Source organism: Amycolatopsis acidiphila, from assembly GCF_021391495.1.
Classification (GTDB): domain Bacteria; phylum Actinomycetota; class Actinomycetes; order Mycobacteriales; family Pseudonocardiaceae; genus Amycolatopsis_E; species Amycolatopsis_E acidiphila.
Genome location: NZ_CP090063.1, coordinates 2,446,033 through 2,461,996 on the forward strand (window position 1 = coordinate 2,446,033; position 15,964 = coordinate 2,461,996).

At 69.4% G+C, this 15,964-nt stretch carries 13 protein-coding genes, 1 rRNA gene and 1 pseudogene; all 15 read left to right on the forward strand.

What is annotated here, in order from left to right; translation table 11 throughout:
* Nucleotides 1-39: 39 nt before the first annotated feature.
* The 15 genes and pseudogenes from LWP59_RS11915 to LWP59_RS11985 all read left to right on the forward strand — a co-directional run bounded on the left by LWP59_RS11915 (nt 40) and on the right by LWP59_RS11985 (nt 15,691).
* Nucleotides 40-1,626 carry an alpha/beta hydrolase gene (locus LWP59_RS11915; RefSeq protein ID WP_144644851.1) on the forward strand — a complete coding sequence of 529 codons (1,587 nt, stop codon included), beginning with the start codon at nt 40-42 and terminating at the stop codon, nt 1,624-1,626.
* A 192-nt stretch (nt 1,627-1,818) separates the two neighbouring features.
* Nucleotides 1,819-2,296, forward strand: a pseudogene (locus LWP59_RS11920) (helix-turn-helix domain containing protein).
* Between the two features lie 190 nt (nt 2,297-2,486).
* The gene (argC, locus tag LWP59_RS11925; protein WP_144644854.1) at nt 2,487-3,515 is read left to right on the forward strand and encodes an N-acetyl-gamma-glutamyl-phosphate reductase; all 1,029 of its coding nucleotides are present in this window, start codon (nt 2,487-2,489) and stop codon (nt 3,513-3,515) included.
* Entirely contained in the window at nt 3,512-4,672 is a 1,161-nt protein-coding gene (gene argJ, locus LWP59_RS11930; protein ID WP_144644857.1) for a bifunctional glutamate N-acetyltransferase/amino-acid acetyltransferase ArgJ, read from the forward strand. The genes argC and argJ overlap by 4 nt, the downstream gene beginning before the upstream one ends.
* A complete protein-coding gene (argB, locus tag LWP59_RS11935; RefSeq protein WP_144644859.1) occupies nt 4,669-5,589 on the forward strand; it encodes an acetylglutamate kinase in 921 nt (306 codons plus the stop codon). Before argJ ends, argB begins: the two co-directional genes overlap by 4 nt.
* Entirely contained in the window at nt 5,586-6,785 is a 1,200-nt protein-coding gene (locus LWP59_RS11940) for an acetylornithine transaminase (RefSeq protein ID WP_144644862.1), read from the forward strand. The genes argB and LWP59_RS11940 overlap by 4 nt, the downstream gene beginning before the upstream one ends.
* Before the next feature lies 1 nt (nt 6,786).
* Nucleotides 6,787-7,713: an ornithine carbamoyltransferase gene (gene argF / locus LWP59_RS11945; protein WP_144644864.1), complete on the forward strand. Its 927-nt coding sequence runs from the start codon at nt 6,787-6,789 to the stop codon at nt 7,711-7,713.
* Nucleotides 7,713-8,228: an arginine repressor gene (locus LWP59_RS11950; RefSeq protein ID WP_144644866.1), complete on the forward strand. Its 516-nt coding sequence runs from the start codon at nt 7,713-7,715 to the stop codon at nt 8,226-8,228. Before argF ends, LWP59_RS11950 begins: the two co-directional genes overlap by 1 nt.
* Entirely contained in the window at nt 8,221-9,420 is a 1,200-nt protein-coding gene (locus LWP59_RS11955) for an argininosuccinate synthase (protein ID WP_144644868.1), read from the forward strand. The genes LWP59_RS11950 and LWP59_RS11955 overlap by 8 nt, the downstream gene beginning before the upstream one ends.
* 5 nt (nt 9,421-9,425) lie before the next feature.
* Entirely contained in the window at nt 9,426-10,841 is a 1,416-nt protein-coding gene (gene argH / locus LWP59_RS11960) for an argininosuccinate lyase (RefSeq protein ID WP_144644870.1), read from the forward strand.
* Complete coding sequence (locus LWP59_RS11965; protein ID WP_144644872.1) at nt 10,829-11,296, forward strand: GNAT family N-acetyltransferase; 468 nt, start codon at nt 10,829-10,831, stop codon at nt 11,294-11,296. The genes argH and LWP59_RS11965 overlap by 13 nt, the downstream gene beginning before the upstream one ends.
* Nucleotides 11,293-11,898 (forward strand): VOC family protein, encoded by a 606-nt coding sequence (locus LWP59_RS11970; RefSeq protein ID WP_144644874.1) that lies wholly within the window; start codon nt 11,293-11,295, stop codon nt 11,896-11,898. Before LWP59_RS11965 ends, LWP59_RS11970 begins: the two co-directional genes overlap by 4 nt.
* A complete protein-coding gene (locus LWP59_RS11975) occupies nt 11,895-12,509 on the forward strand; it encodes a DNA-3-methyladenine glycosylase (protein WP_144644876.1) in 615 nt (204 codons plus the stop codon). The genes LWP59_RS11970 and LWP59_RS11975 overlap by 4 nt, the downstream gene beginning before the upstream one ends.
* A 30-nt stretch (nt 12,510-12,539) precedes the next feature.
* Nucleotides 12,540-13,814: a tyrosine--tRNA ligase gene (tyrS, locus tag LWP59_RS11980; RefSeq protein WP_144644878.1), complete on the forward strand. Its 1,275-nt coding sequence runs from the start codon at nt 12,540-12,542 to the stop codon at nt 13,812-13,814.
* A 356-nt stretch (nt 13,815-14,170) separates the two neighbouring features.
* Nucleotides 14,171-15,691: ribosomal RNA gene (locus LWP59_RS11985) — 16S ribosomal RNA — on the forward strand.
* Nucleotides 15,692-15,964 lie beyond the last annotated feature (273 nt).

Sequence of the window (15,964 nt, forward strand, 5' to 3'; positions counted from 1 at the left end):
CGCTGTGTGGCAGCGGAGATGTCGACGAAAAGGACCAAAGTGAACAAACTTCTCTCCGCGCTCGCGGCGGCCGGCATCCTCGCCGGCACCGTGGTCGCGGCCCCTTCGGCGACCGCGGCTCCCGCCGCGCCCGAGTTCGACCCGGCGCCGATCGCCTGGGGCGCGTGCTCCTCGCCGAGCCTGCAGAAGGCCGGCGCCCAGTGCGGTTTCCTCGAGGTCCCGCTGGACTACGGCAAGCCCGCGGGCACCAAGATCTCCCTGGCCGTCTCGCGCGTGCGGCACACCACCGCCCAGTCCCAGGGCGTCATGCTGGTGAACCCGGGCGGCCCGGGCGGTTCCGGCCTCGGCCTTTCGGTCCTGGGCAAGTACGTGCCCAACCACGCCGGGGACTCCTACGACTGGATCGGCTTCGACCCCCGCGGTGTCGGTTCGAGCAAGCCCGCGCTGTCCTGCGACCCGGACTACTTCGGCTACAACCGGCCGAACTACGTGCCGACCACCCCGCAGCTGGAGCAGACCTGGCTCGCGTCCGCGAAGTCCTACGCGACGGCGTGCGCGAAGAACGGGCCGCTGCTGGAGCACATGAAGACCACCGACTCCGCGCAGGACATGGAGTCGCTGCGCAAGGCGCTCGGCCAGCAGCAGATCAACTACTACGGCTTCTCCTACGGCACCTACCTCGGGCAGGTCTACTCGACGCTGTACCCGCAGCGGGTCCGCCGGATGGTGCTCGACAGCAACGTCGACCCGCGCAAGGTCTGGTACAAGGCGAACCTGGACCAGGACGTCGCCTTCGACCGCAACATCAAGATCTACTTCGACTGGATCGCGAAGTACGACAGCGTCTACCACCTGGGCGGCTCGGGCGACGCCGTCGAGCAGCTGTGGTACTCCGAGCAGAAGAAGCTCGCGCAGAACCCCGCGGGCGGCGTGATCGGGCCGGACGAGTGGAGCGACATCTTCCTGCAGGCCGGGTACTACCGGTTCGGCTGGGAGGACATGGCCAAGGCGTTCAGCGGCTGGGTGCACAACGGTGACTGGCAGACGCTCAAGTCGCTCTACGACGACACCGACACCCCGGGCGACGACAACGGCTTCGCCGTCTACGACGCCGTGCAGTGCAGCGACGTGCGGTGGCCGACCAGCTGGACCAAGTGGCGGACCGACAACTGGGCCACCTACCACCGCGCGCCGTTCGAGACGTGGGGCAACGCCTGGTACAACGCACCCTGCCTGTCCTGGCCGGCGAAGCCGGGCAAGCCGGTCACGATCAACGGCACGAAGGTCGCGAGCGCACTGCTGATCGACGAGGAGCTCGACGCGGCGACCCCGTTCGAGGGCAGCTTGCAGGTGCGCAAGCTCTACCCGAACTCCAGCCTGATCGGCGAGCCCGGCGGCGCGACGCACGCCGACTCCCTCTCCGGCGACGCGTGCGTCGACGACCAGGTGGCGGACTACCTGGCGACCGGCAAGCTGCCCGCGCGCAAGAAGGGCAACGGCCCGGACACCACCTGCGCCCCGCTGCCGGACCCGGTGCCGTCCGGTGCGACGGCGGCCAAGTCCGACACGGCGGCCGGTCAGCAGCCGGCCGAGCTGCAGAAGGCGCTCGCCGGCGCCCAGTACTGATCGCGCGGCCTTCGCCGCCCCGGTGTTCTCGCCGGGGCGGCGTCGTCTTTCCTGCCCTCGCATCAGGCCCCCAGTCGGCTCTCCAGTGATGTTGCGAGCACCGTACGTCGGGGGTCCGACAATTTCGGAGCGCGACCGGTCGCGAGCCCTCGGTGACGAAAATTGTCGGAGGGTGCCGCTAGCGTCCGCGGCATGAACATCATCGAAGAACACCGGAGCAAGGTCCGGGCAGGCGAAAACACCTATTCCATCGAGGTCACCTCGCTGCCGGGCGGTGACCAGTCCGACCGGCTGATCGTGAGCATCGGCGGAGCGGGCCCGCAGGGCCAGCTCGTCGCGGACGGGCAGCTCGAGGTCGCCTCGGCTGCCGCCGCCGCGCTGGGCTCCGTCCTGTCGGAGACGCTGCGACATCACGTCGCGATCAGTGAGCCGGGCGCGCGAAGAACACGTGCCCGCCCCGCCGGCCAAGGTCGGCCGTGGAGCCCCGAGCTCGACAGGGAGCTCGAGCGCCGCTGGATCGAGGGCGAGTCGGTCCAGGAGATCGCGGTCCACTTCGAGCGCACGCCGGGCGGCATCCGCGCGCGCTTGCCGAGAGCCCGAGCGACCGGGGGAGTACCTGCCCGAGCCGCCCAGCCGGCGCGCGGACGGGGGCGAGCCCGAGGAGACGTGACAGGCTGGTGGGACGGCTGTGTTCGCGCGGCTGCCCCACCGGGGTGCCGCCAGGCTGCCACGTCGAGGAGGGCCTGCCGCGTGCCGGATACCCGCAGGATGAGGAGGGGTGAAGTGCTGCGCGGGTTGTCGTGGCCGGGACACCGAACCCCGAATTGATTGAACTTGCGCCGGAATGCATAATCATACGTATGACGGTGAAGGTCGCGGTGGCGGGTGCGAGCGGGTACGCAGGTGGAGAGCTCCTGCGCCTGCTCCTCGCGCACCCGGAAGTGGAGATCGGCGTTCTGACCGCTGCCAGCAGTGCGGGCACCCCGCTCGGGCAGCACCAGCCACACCTGGCTCCGCTGGCAGGCCGAGTGCTGCGCGAGACCACGCCCGACACCCTCGCCGGGCACGACGTCGTGTTCCTCGCGCTTCCGCACGGTCATTCGGGGGCGATCGCGGCCCAGCTCGGCCCGGACGTGCTCGTCGTCGACCTCGGCGCGGACCACCGGCTCGCCGAGGCCGCCGACTGGCAGCGCTGGTACACCGGCGACCATGCGGGCACCTGGCCGTACGGCCTGCCGGAGCTGCCGGGTGCGCGGGCGAAGCTCGCCGGCACCAAGCGGATCGCCGTCCCGGGCTGCTTCCCGACCGGCGGGTCGCTGGCGCTCGCGCCGGCGCTGGCGGCCGGGCTGGTCAAGCCCGAGGTGTCGGTCGTGTCGGTCACCGGCACGTCCGGCGCGGGCAAGAGCCTGAAGCCGCACCTGCTCGGCTCGGAGGTCATGGGCTCGGCGAGTGCGTACGGAGTGGGTGGCGCGCACCGGCACACGCCGGAGTTCGCGCAGAACCTCGGCGCGGTCGCGGGCGAGCGGGTCACCGTGTCGTTCACGCCCGTCCTCGCGCCGATGCCCCGCGGCATCCTGACCACCGCGAGCGCGTCGCTGGCGTCCGAAGTGGACACCACGGCCGCCCGCGCGGTGTACGAGAAGGCCTACGCCGACGAGCCGTTCGTGCAGCTGTTGCCCGAGGGCTCGTGGCCGACGACCGCCGCGACGCTCGGCTCGAACAACGCGCAGCTGCAGGTCACCGTGGACGCCGACGCCGGACGGCTGATCGTGGTGTCCTCGATCGACAACCTGACCAAGGGGACCGCGGGCGGCGCCATCCAGTCCATGAACATCGCCCTCGGTCTCCCCGAGACCACCGGACTTTCGACCGTAGGAGTCGCACCGTGACCGTCACCGGACCGAAGGGATTCCGGGCCGCGGGCGTGGCGGCCGGGATCAAGGATTCCGGCGCACCCGACCTCGCCCTGATCGTCAACGACGGGCCCGAGCAGGCCGCGGCGGGGGTGTTCACCCGCAACGTGATCAAGGCCGCGCCCGTGCTGTGGTCGCAGGAGGTGCTGCGCCACCAGCGGCTGCGCGCGGTCGTGCTGAACTCCGGCGGTGCCAACGCGGCCACCGGTCCCGCCGGGTTCCAGGACACCCACGCCACCGCCGAGAAGGTCGCGAAGGCGCTCGACACCGGGGCGATCGAGGTCGCGGTGTGCTCCACCGGCCTCATCGGCGAGCGGCTGCCGATGGACGCGGTCCTGTCCGGAGTGGACAGTGCGACCGAAGCGCTGGACAGCACACCCGAGGCCGGTCTCGCGGCCGCGACCGCGATCATGACCACGGACAGCAAGCCCAAGCAGACCTTCAAGTCGCACATCGACGGGTGGGGGATCGGTGGCATCGCGAAGGGCGCCGGCATGCTCGCGCCCAACCTCGCGACCATGCTGTCGGTCCTCACGACCGACGCGGTGCTCGAACCGGACGCGCTCGACGCCGCCCTGCGCGCCGCCACCCGGGTGACCTTCGACCGGCTCGACGTCGACGGCGGCACCTCGACCAACGACACCGTGATCCTGCTGTCCTCCGGTGCCAGTGGCGTCACGCCCGGCCTGGACGACTTCACCGAGCTGCTCACCGCGGCCGCCCTGGACCTGGTGTACCAGCTGCGCGCCGACGCCGAGGGGGCGACCAAGGACGTCGACATCGTCGTCCGCGGCGCCGCCAGCGAGCAGGACGCGATCAACGTCGGCCGCACCGTCGCCGAGGACAACCTGGTCAAGACCGCGCTGTTCGGCTCCGACCCGAACTGGGGCCGGATCGCGATGGCGCTCGGCCGGGCCCAGGCCGAGATCGACCCGGAGACGCTGTCGATCGCCATCAACGGCGTGACCCTCTTCGCGAACGGCACCACTGCGGCCGACCGTTCCGCGGCCGACCTGTCCGGCCGGGCCGTCGAGATCGTGATCGACCTCGGCGTCGGCACCAGCGCCGCCACGGTCTACTCCACGGATCTGTCGCACGGCTACGTCGAAGAGAACAGCGCCTACTCCTCATGACGCCTTCCGAAGCCCTCATCCCGGCCGACGACCGCCTCGCCACCGCGGCGGAGAAGGCCGGCGTGCTCATCGAGGCACTGCCCTGGCTGCAGCGCTTCCACGGTGCGACCGTCGTGGTCAAGTACGGCGGCAACGCCATGGTCGACGACGAGCTCAAGCACGCCTTCGCCCAGGACATGGTGTTCCTGCGGCTCGCGGGCCTGCGCCCGGTCGTGGTGCACGGCGGCGGCCCGCAGATCACCAGCATGCTCGACAGGCTGGGGCTCGTCGGTGAATTCGTCGGCGGCCTGCGGGTCACCACGCCCGAGACGATGGACGTCGTGCGCATGGTGCTGGTCGGTCAGGTCAGCCGCGAGCTGGTCGGCCTGATCAACGCCCACGGCCCGTACGCCGTCGGCATCTCCGGCGAGGACGCCCAGCTGTTCATCGCCGAGCGCAAGCACGCCACGGTCGACGGCGAGGCGGTCGACGTCGGCCTCGTCGGCGAGGTCGCGTCGGTCAACCCCGACGCCGTCCTGGACATCGTCAACGCCGGGCGCATCCCGGTCGTCTCGACCGTCGCCCCGGACGTCGACGGCGTGGTGCACAACGTCAACGCCGACACCGCGGCGGGCGCGCTCGCGGCCGCGCTGGGCGCCGAGAAGCTCGTCGTGCTGACCGACGTCGAAGGCCTCTACGCCAGCTGGCCGGACCGCTCGTCGCTGATCGACCGCATCCAGGTCGACCGCCTCGAACAGCTGCTGCCGACCCTGGCCAGCGGCATGATCCCGAAGATGGAGGCCTGCGCCAAGGCCGTGCGTGGTGGCGTCCGGGGCGCCCACGTGATCGACGGCCGCATCGCGCACTCCGTCCTGCTCGAAGTCTTCACCTCCCGCGGAATCGGCACCATGGTCCTTCCCGAACAGGAGCCCGTATGAACCAGATCACGTCCAATGTGGACGGCCAGGGGCACTGGCGGTCCGCGCTCATGGACAACTACGGCACCCCGCAGCTGACCCTGGTCCGAGGCGAGGGCGCACGAGTGTGGGACGCCGAGGACAACGAGTACGTCGACCTGCTCGGCGGGATCGCGGTGAACGCGCTCGGGCACGCGCATCCGGAGATCGTGCGGGCCGTCACCGAGCAGATCACCCGGCTCGGGCACACCTCGAACCTCTACGTGAACCCGGTCGCGGTCGAGCTGGCCGAGGCGCTGCTGGACGTCGCCGGGCTCACGGGCAACGCCAAGGTGCTGTTCGTCAACTCCGGCGCGGAGGCCAACGAGGCGGCGATCAAGATCAGCCGGCTCACCGGGCGCACGAAGATCGTCGCCTGTGAGGGCGCCTTCCACGGTCGCACGATGGGCTCGCTCGCGCTCACCGGCCAGCCGCCCAAGCGGCAGCCGTTCGAGCCGTTGATGCCGGGCGTCGTGCACATCCCGTTCGGCGACGTGGACGCGCTGCGGGCCGCGGTGGACACCGAGACCGCCGCCGTCGTGCTCGAACCGATCCTCGGCGAGGGCGGCGTCGTCCCCGCGCCTGACGGGTACCTTCAGGCCGCGCGCGAGATCACCAAGGACACCGGCGCCCTGCTGATCCTCGACGAGGTGCAGACCGGCATGGCCCGCACCGGCACCTGGTTCGCCTTCCAGCAGGCCGGGATCGTGCCGGACGTCTTCACCCTGGCCAAGGGCCTCGGCGGGGGGCTGCCGCTGGGCGCGACGATCGGCGTCGGGGCGGCGGCCGACCTGCTCAAGCCGGGCCAGCACGGCACCACCTTCGGTGGCAACCCGGTGTGCTGCGCCGCCGGGCTCGCGGTGCTGCGGACCATCGCGCGCGACAACCTCAACGACCACGTCTCGAAGCTGGGCAAGGACATCGCCGCCGGCGTCGAGGAGCTCGGACACCCGCTGGTGGGCGGTGTCCGCGGCGCGGGCCTGCTCATCGGCATCGCCCTGCGCGCGCCGGTCGCGCCCGCGGTCGCGAAGGCCGCGCAGGACGCCGGGTACCTGGTGAACCCCGTCGCGCCGGACACGATCCGCCTCGCGCCCCCGCTCGTCCTCAGCGACGAGCAGGCCCAGGGCTTCCTCTCCGCGCTTCCCGAAGCGCTCGACATCGCCACCCCGAAGGACTGACATGCCACGCCACTTCCTGCGCGACGACGACCTGACTCCCGCCGAGCAGCTCGCCGTCCTCGACCTCGCCGCCGAGCTGAAGAAGGATCCGCTGGGCAACACCGCCCTCGCCGGGCCGAAGTCGGTCGCCGTGCTGTTCGAGAAGAACTCCACCCGCACCCGGCTGTCCTTCGAGGTCGGCATCGCCCAGCTGGGCGGCCATCCGATCATCGTGGACGGTCGGTCGATGCAGCTCGGCCGCGAGGAGACGATCGAGGACACCGCGCGCGTGCTGTCCCGGTACGTCGACGCGGTCGTCTGGCGGACCTTCGCCCAGCAGCGGCTCAACGCGATGGCCTCCGCCGCCACGGTGCCGGTGGTCAACGCGCTGACCGACGAGTTCCACCCCTGCCAGGTGCTCGCGGACCTGCAGACGATCCGTGAGCGCAAGGGCAGGCTGGCCGGGCTCACGCTGACCTACCTCGGTGACGGCGCGAACAACATGGCCCACTCGCTGATGCTCGGCGGCACGACCGCGGGCATGCACGTGCGCGTCGTCACCCCCGAGGGCTTTCAGCCGCTGCCCGACGTCGTCCTCGCGGCGAAGGAGCGGGCCGAAGAGACCGATGGCAGCGCGACGGTCTTCACCGACCCGAAGGCCGCCGTCGAGGGCTCGGACGTACTGGTGACCGACACCTGGACCTCGATGGGACAGGAGAACGACGGCCTGGACAGGGTGACGCCGTTCCGGAAGCTGCAGGTAAACACCGAGCTGCTCGCCCTGGCCGCGCAGGACGCGATCGTCCTGCACTGCCTGCCCGCGCACCGCGGCTGGGAGATCACCGACGAGGTGATCGACGGCCCGGCGAGCGCGGTGTGGGACGAGGCCGAGAACCGGCTGCACGCACAGAAGGCGTTGTTGGTGTGGTTGCTCAGCGACCGACGATGATGAGCAGGGCCGCCCGGCAGGCCAGGATCACCGAGCTGGTGTCCACGATGGCCATCCGCAGCCAGACCGAGCTGGCCAAGCTGCTGGCGGCCGAGGGCGTCGAGGTCACGCAGGCTACGTTGTCGCGAGACCTGGACGAGCTGGGCGCGGTGAAGCTGCGCGGTGCGGATTCCGGGGCACCGGTCTACGTCATCCCGGAGGACGGCAGTCCGGTGCGCGGGGTGCAGGGTGGCACCTCCCGGCTCTCGCGCCTGCTGGCCGAGCTGATGGTCTCGGCGGACTGCTCGGGCAACCTCACGGTGCTGCGCACGCCGCCCGGGGCGGCGCAGTTCCTCGCCAGCGCGATCGACAGGGCGGCGCTGGAGGAGGTCGTCGGCTCGATCGCGGGAGACGACACGGTAGCGGTGATCGCCAGGGAACCGCTCTCCGGCCGGGACCTGGCCGACCGCTTCACCGCACTGGCGCGGCGGTCGTCTACTTTGGACACAGACGTGAAGGAGAACGGGAATGACTGAGCGGGTAGTGCTCGCCTACTCGGGCGGGCTGGACACCTCGGTGGGAATCGGCTGGATCGCCGAGGAGACCGGGGCCGAAGTGGTCGCCGTGGCCGTGGACCTGGGCCAGGGCGGCGAAGACCTGGACACGATCCGGCAGCGCGCGCTCGACTGCGGCGCCGTGGAGGCCGTCGTCGCCGACGCGCGGGACGAGTTCGCCGAGCAGTACTGCCTGCCGGCGCTGCAGGCCAACGCGCTCTACATGGACCGTTACCCGCTGGTGTCCGCGCTGTCCCGGCCGGTCATCGTCAAGCACCTCGCGGAGGCGGCCAAGTACCACGGTGCCGGCACCGTCGCGCACGGCTGCACCGGCAAGGGCAACGACCAGGTGCGCTTCGAGGTCGGCCTCGGCGCACTGGTGCCGGACCTGAAGGTGATCGCCCCGGTGCGCGACTTCGCGTGGACCCGGGAGAAGGCGATCGCCTACGCCGAGGAGCGCAACCTGCCGATCGACGTCACCAAGAAGTCCCCGTTCTCGATCGACCAGAACGTGTGGGGCCGCGCGGTGGAGACCGGCTTCCTCGAGGACCTGTGGAACTCCCCGACCAAGGACGTCTACTCCTACACCGAGGACCCGGCCCTGAACTTCGGCGCGCCGGACGAGCTCGTGCTCACCTTCGAGAAGGGTGTCCCGGTCGCGATCGACGGCAAGCCCGTCACCGTGCTGGAGGCGATCCAGCAGCTGAACCAGCGCGCCGGTGCGCACGGCATCGGACGGCTGGACATGGTCGAGGACCGGCTGGTCGGCATCAAGAGCCGGGAGGTCTACGAGGCCCCGGGCGCGATCGCGCTGATCACCGCACACCAGGAGCTGGAGAACGTCACGGTGGAACGCGACCTGGCCCGCTTCAAGCGGCAGGTCGAGCAGCGCTGGGGCGAGCTGGTCTACGACGGCCTGTGGTTCTCGCCGCTCAAGGACGCCCTGGACCAGTTCATCGCGAAGAGCCAGGAGCACGTGACCGGTGAGATCCGGCTGCGCCTGCACGGCGGCTCCGCGGTGGTCACCGGTCGTCGCAGCGAGCAGTCGCTATACGACTTCAACCTGGCCACCTACGACGAGGGCGACACCTTCGACCAGAGCCTGGCCAAGGGCTTCGTCCAGTTGTGGGGCCTGCCGAGCAAGATCGCCGCGAAGCGCAACCAGAAGAGCTGAGGTTCATGGCTGAGGGACAACAGCCCGTCCAGTTGTGGGGCGGCCGGTTCGCGGGCGGACCGGCCGAGGCGATGGCGAAGCTGTCCGCTTCGACCCATTTCGACTGGCGCCTGGCCCCCTACGACATCGCGGGCTCGAAGGCGCACGCCCGGGTGCTGCGCAGCGCCGGCCTGCTGACCGAGGACGAGTTGGCCGCCATGCTGGCGGCGCTCGACCAGCTCGCCGAGGACGTCGCCTCCGGCGCGTTCACGCCGACGATCGCGGACGAGGACGTACACACGGCCCTCGAACGCGGACTGCTGGAACGGGCGGGCACCGAGCTGGGCGGCAAGCTCCGCGCGGGCCGGTCCCGCAACGACCAGGTCGCGACGCTGTTCCGGATGTGGCTGCGGGACGCGGCGCGGCGGGTGGCCACTGGCACTCTCGACGTGGTCGACGCGCTGGTGTCGCAGGCGAAGCAGCACCCGGGTGCGGTCCTGCCCGGCCGCACGCACCTGCAGCACGCCCAGCCGGTCCTGCTGGCACACCACCTGCTGGCGCACGCGCACGCGCTGCTGCGCGACGTCAGCCGGCTGCGCGACTGGGACAGCCGCACGGCCGAGTCGCCCTACGGCTCGGGCGCGCTGGCCGGATCCTCGCTGGGCCTAGACCCGGAGGCCGTCGCGAAGGAGCTGGGCTTCGACGCCAGCGTCGAGAACTCCATCGACGGCACCGCTTCGCGGGACTTCGCCGCGGAGTTCGCCTTCGCGCTCGCGATGCTCGGGGTGAACCTGTCGCGGATCGCCGAAGAGGTGATCATCTGGAACACCGCCGAGTTCGGCTACGTCACCCTCGACGACGCCTGGGCGACCGGCAGCTCGATCATGCCGCAGAAGAAGAACCCCGACGTAGCGGAGCTGACGCGTGGCAAGTCCGGGCGGCTGATCGGCAACCTGACCGGCCTGCTCGCGACGCTCAAGGCGATGCCACTGGCCTACAACCGGGACCTGCAGGAGGACAAGGAACCGGTCTTCGACTCCGTCGAGCAGCTGGAGCTGCTGTTCCCCGCGATCGCGGGCATGCTCGGCACGCTCACCTTCCACACCGACCGCCTCGCCGAGCTGGCCCCGGCCGGGTTCACCCTCGCCACCGACATCGCGGAATGGCTCGTGCGCCAAGGAGTTCCGTTCCGTGTCGCGCACGAGGCGGCGGGGGAGTGCGTCCGGGCCGCCGAGTCGCGCGGCGTGGGCCTGGAGGACCTGACCGACGAGGAGCTGGAGAAGATCTCCCCGGCGCTCACCCCGCGGGTGCGCGAGGTGCTGACGGTCGAGGGGTCGGTCGCGTCGCGGGACGCGCGGGGTGGCACGGCCCCGGCCCGCGTGGCCGAACAGCTCGGCCGGCTGGAGGACCGGGTCGCCCGGTTCCGCGAATGGATCGACTGACGGTCCGCGACGTCGAACGCGGCGAGCTCGCGGAGCTGGCCGACCTGTGCCGCGAGCACGCCGAGTTCGACCGCGGTCTCGACGAGCCGGTCCAGCCGCTGCCCGACGACCTCGCCGAGCGGCTGGAGGAGCAGATCTTCGGCCCCCGGCCGGGGATCTGGTGCCTGGTTGCCGTGGCCGGCGGCGCGCTCGCGGGCTACGCCTCGTACTGCTGGCATCCCTCGACGTGGCGCGGCGACAGTTACGTCCTGCTCGACTGCCTCTTCGTGCGCGACGGCGTCCGCGGGCAGGCCGTCGGCCGGCGCCTGTTCGACGCCGGCGTGCGGCGGGCGCGGGAGCTGGGCGCCACCAGGCTCCAGTGGCAGACACCCCGGCAGAACCACGCCGGGCAGCGGTTCTACGAGCGGACCGGGGCCCACGGCGTGGACAAGCTCAGGTACACATTGAGCCTGTGAGCATCGACCACCTCGTCTACGCGACGCCGGACCTGCCCGGCACCGTGTCCGCGCTCGCCGGGCAGGGGATCGAGCTCACCCCGGGTGGGCCGCACGTCGGACGCGGCACCAGGAACTTCCTCGCCGGGCTCGGCGGCGGCACGTACCTCGAGGTGATCGGCCCGGACACCGAGCAGCCCGAGCCCGGCGAGCCGAGGTCCTTCGGCATCGACGAACTCCAGGCGCCCCGGCTGGTCACCTGGGCGGCCCGCGTCCCCAGGCTGGCCGACGCCCTCGAAGCCGCCGCCGACTACCCGGTTCTCGGCCCGGTACCCATGTCACGCCGCCGTCCCGACGGTGTCCTGCTCGAGTGGGAGCTGGCGTTTCCACCGGACGGCGACGGGCTCGTGCCCTTCCTCATCGACTGGTACGACTCGCCGCACCCCGCCGACGACCTGGCGGGCAGCTCCCGTCTGGTCTCGCTCGTCGGAGTGCACCCGGAGCCCGACGCGATCACCCGTCATGTCGGTGTGCTCGGGCAGGCGCTCGAGGTCGGCTTCGGGGAGCAGCCCGCGCTGGAGGCGGTGCTGTGGACCTCACAGGGCAGCGTGGTGCTGCGGTGAGGCTGTTCAAGCGCGAGGAGCTCGCCGTCGACCCTGTGGACCTGGCGCACGTGCTGCTCGGCGCGGTGATCGAGACCACCGGGCCGGAGGGCACGGTTGCCGCGCGCCTCGTCGAGGTCGAGGCGTACCGCGGACAGGACGATCCGGCCTCGCACTGCTACCGCGGCCAGACCCCGCGCAACGAGGTGATGTGGGGGCCGGCCGGGCATCTCTACGTCTACTTCGTCTACGGCATGCACTTCTGCGCGAACATCGTCGGCCGCGAAGAGGGCGAGGCCGGCGCGGTCCTGCTCCGTGCCGCCGAAGTCGTCGAGGGCGTGGACCTGGCCCGGGCGCGCAGGAAGGCCGCGAGGCGGGACGACGAGCTCGCACAGGGGCCTGCCCGGCTGACCTCCGCGCTGCGCATCGGGCCGGAGCACAACGGTGCCGACCTGGTGAATCCCGATTCCCCGGTGCGCCTGTTCACCGGGGACGAGGTCCCGGCCGCGGACGTCCGCGCCGGGCCGCGCGTCGGGGTGGCGGCCGCGATGGACGTCCCATGGCGGTTCTGGGTCGACTCGCCCGCGGTGTCGGTCTACCGGCGCGGCGGCCGGGCACGACCCCGTAAGTAGTCGATTGACCTGGTACGGGAGTATCAAGGCGTGAGCGAACACATTCTCGACGAACTGTCCTGGCGCGGGCTCGTCGCCCAGTCCACCGACCTCGACGCCCTCCGGACGGACCTCGACGCCGGCCCGCTCACGCTCTACGGCGGCTTCGACCCGACCGCGGACAGCCTGCACGCCGGCAACCTCGTCCAGCTGCTGACGCTGGCGCGCTTCCAGCGCGCGGGACACCGGCCGATCGTGCTCGCCGGCGGCGCGACCGGTCAGATCGGCGACCCGCGGGACGTGGGGGAGCGGACGCTGGTGGGGCTCGACGTCATCCAGGAGCGGCTGCAGCGCATCGGCGTGCAGCTGGAGAAGTTCGTGACCTTCGACGACTCGCCCACCGGTGCGGTCATCGAGAACAACCTGAACTGGTTCGCCGAGGTCAGCGCGCTGGACTTCCTGCGCGACGTCGGCAAGCACTTCTCGGTCAACGTGATGCTCGCGCGGGAGACGGTCAAGCGCCGCCTCGCCTCGGACGGGATGTCCTACACCGAGTTCAGCTACCTGCTCCTGCAGTCCTACGACTACCTGCGACTGCACCGGAAGTACGGCACGAAGCTGCAGATCGGCGGCTCCGACCAGTGGGGCAACATCATCGGCGGGGTGGACTACATCCGCAAGGTCGACGGCGCCACGGTGCACGCGCTCACGACGCCGCTGGTCACCGACTCCGAGGGGCGGAAGTTCGGGAAGTCCACCGGCGGCGGGAACCTGTGGCTGGACCCGTCGATGACGTCCCCGTACGCCTGGTTCCAGTACTTCGTGAACGTCGGCGACGCCGAGGCCGTCCCGTACCTGAAGATGTTCACCTTCCTCGGCCGCGAGGAGATTGCCGAGCTGGAACAGCTCACAGCCGACAAGCCGCAGCTACGCGCGGCGCAGCGGAAGCTCGCCGAGGAGCTGACGACGCTCGTGCACGGCGCGGAGCAGACGCGTCAGGTGGCGCTGGCGAGCCAGGCGCTGTTCGGGCGCGGCGAGCTGAGCGAGCTCGACGAGTCGACCCTTGACGCCGTCATGGCCGAGGTCCCGACGGCCGAGGTCCGGCTGTCCGACGAGCCGGCGATCATCGACCTGCTGCTCGCGCCCGGACTCGTGGACAGCAAGGGCGCCGCGCGCCGTGCCGTCAAGGAGGGCGGTGCGTACGTGAACAACGTGAAGGTCGCCGATGAGGAGTGGCGGCCGTCCGCCGCCGACGCGCTGCACGGCAAGTGGCTCGTGGTGCGCCGCGGCAAGCGGACCACCGGTGGCGTCCGATTGCTGCGCTGACCTGCGGTTTTGTCGTTAGGGGACCCCCCTGTCGGCGGGGCTTTTGGGGCATGTAATCTTCTCTTTGTCGCCAGGGAGACCGGGCGGCGCGGGGATCACGAACCAAGCTCCCACGGGTTGTGGTAGAGTGGGTGGTCCTGGCCTGGACGGATGTATATCCCCCGAGTTTATCTCCGGATTTCCGGTGGGGTAGTGTTCGCCCGGCAAACAAAAAGCGTGAATGCGGTTTCGGTTGTGTGTTGTTTGAGAACTCAACAGTGTGCTAGTGAACTAAGCCAGTAGAGCTTTGTTTTTGAACCCGTTTTGGGTTCCTTTGAGATTGACTATTTTTGGTGAGTCGATCGGATTTTCTGACATTGTTGGAGAGTTTGATCCTGGCTCAGGACGAACGCTGGCGGCGTGCTTAACACATGCAAGTCGAACGCTGAAGCCACTTCGGTGGTGGATGAGTGGCGAACGGGTGAGTAACACGTGGGTAATCTGTCCTGTACTTTGGGATAAGCCCTGGAAACGGGGTCTAATACCGGATACGACCATCTCAGGCATCTGGGGTGGTGGAAAGTTCTGGCGGTACAGGGTGAGCCCGCGGCCTATCAGCTTGTTGGTGGGGTGATGGCCTACCAAGGCGACGACGGGTAGCCGGCCTGAGAGGGTGACCGGCCACACTGGGACTGAGACACGGCCCAGACTCCTACGGGAGGCAGCAGTGGGGAATATTGCACAATGGGCGCAAGCCTGATGCAGCGACGCCGCGTGAGGGATGACGGCCTTCGGGTTGTAAACCTCTTTCGCCAGGGACGAAGCGCGAGTGACGGTACCTGGAGAAGAAGCACCGGCTAACTACGTGCCAGCAGCCGCGGTAATACGTAGGGTGCGAGCGTTGTCCGGAATTATTGGGCGTAAAGAGCTCGTAGGCGGTTTGTTGCGTCGGCCGTGAAAACTGGAGGCTTAACCTTCAGCTTGCGGTCGATACGGGCAGACTTGAGTTCGGTAGGGGAGACTGGAATTCCTGGTGTAGCGGTGAAATGCGCAGATATCAGGAGGAACACCGGTGGCGAAGGCGGGTCTCTGGGCCGATACTGACGCTGAGGAGCGAAAGCGTGGGGAGCGAACAGGATTAGATACCCTGGTAGTCCACGCTGTAAACGTTGGGCGCTAGGTGTGGGCGACATCCACGTTGTCCGTGCCGTAGCTAACGCATTAAGCGCCCCGCCTGGGGAGTACGGCCGCAAGGCTAAAACTCAAAGGAATTGACGGGGGCCCGCACAAGCGGCGGAGCATGTGGATTAATTCGATGCAACGCGAAGAACCTTACCTGGGCTTGACATGCACTGGAAACCGGCAGAGATGTCGGCCCCCTTGTGGCCGGTGTGCAGGTGGTGCATGGCTGTCGTCAGCTCGTGTCGTGAGATGTTGGGTTAAGTCCCGCAACGAGCGCAACCCTTATCCTGTGTTGCCAGCGCGTAATGGCGGGGACTCGCGGGAGACTGCCGGGGTCAACTCGGAGGAAGGTGGGGATGACGTCAAGTCATCATGCCCCTTATGTCCAGGGCTTCACACATGCTACAATGGCTGGTACAGAGGGTTGCGATACCGCGAGGTGGAGCGAATCCCTTAAAGCCGGTCTCAGTTCGGATCGTAGTCTGCAACTCGACTGCGTGAAGTCGGAGTCGCTAGTAATCGCAGATCAGCAACGCTGCGGTGAATACGTTCCCGGGCCTTGTACACACCGCCCGTCACGTCATGAAAGTCGGTAACACCCGAAGCCCACGGCCCAACCCCGTAAGGGGAGGGAGTGGTCGAAGGTGGGACTGGCGATTGGGACGAAGTCGTAACAAGGTAGCCGTACCGGAAGGTGCGGCTGGATCACCTCCTTTCTAAGGAGCACAACACATCCGGCATTCTCGTGTCCCCTCTTTTGGGGTCGCGGTGGTGGCGGGGTGGCCAGGCTGAACATCCGTTCGTGGTGTTGTCTGGACGCTCAAGGAATTGTGGAGCTACTGGTTGAGGTTCGTCTGCTGGCTTGCTGGCGGCTTCTAGTACTGCTCTCTTCGGGGGGTGTGGAACGGGGTGCGTTGGGGTTGGTGGGGGAATGTTCCTGGCACGCTGTTGGGTCCTGAGGCAACACGCCTCTGGGTGTGGTGTTTGAG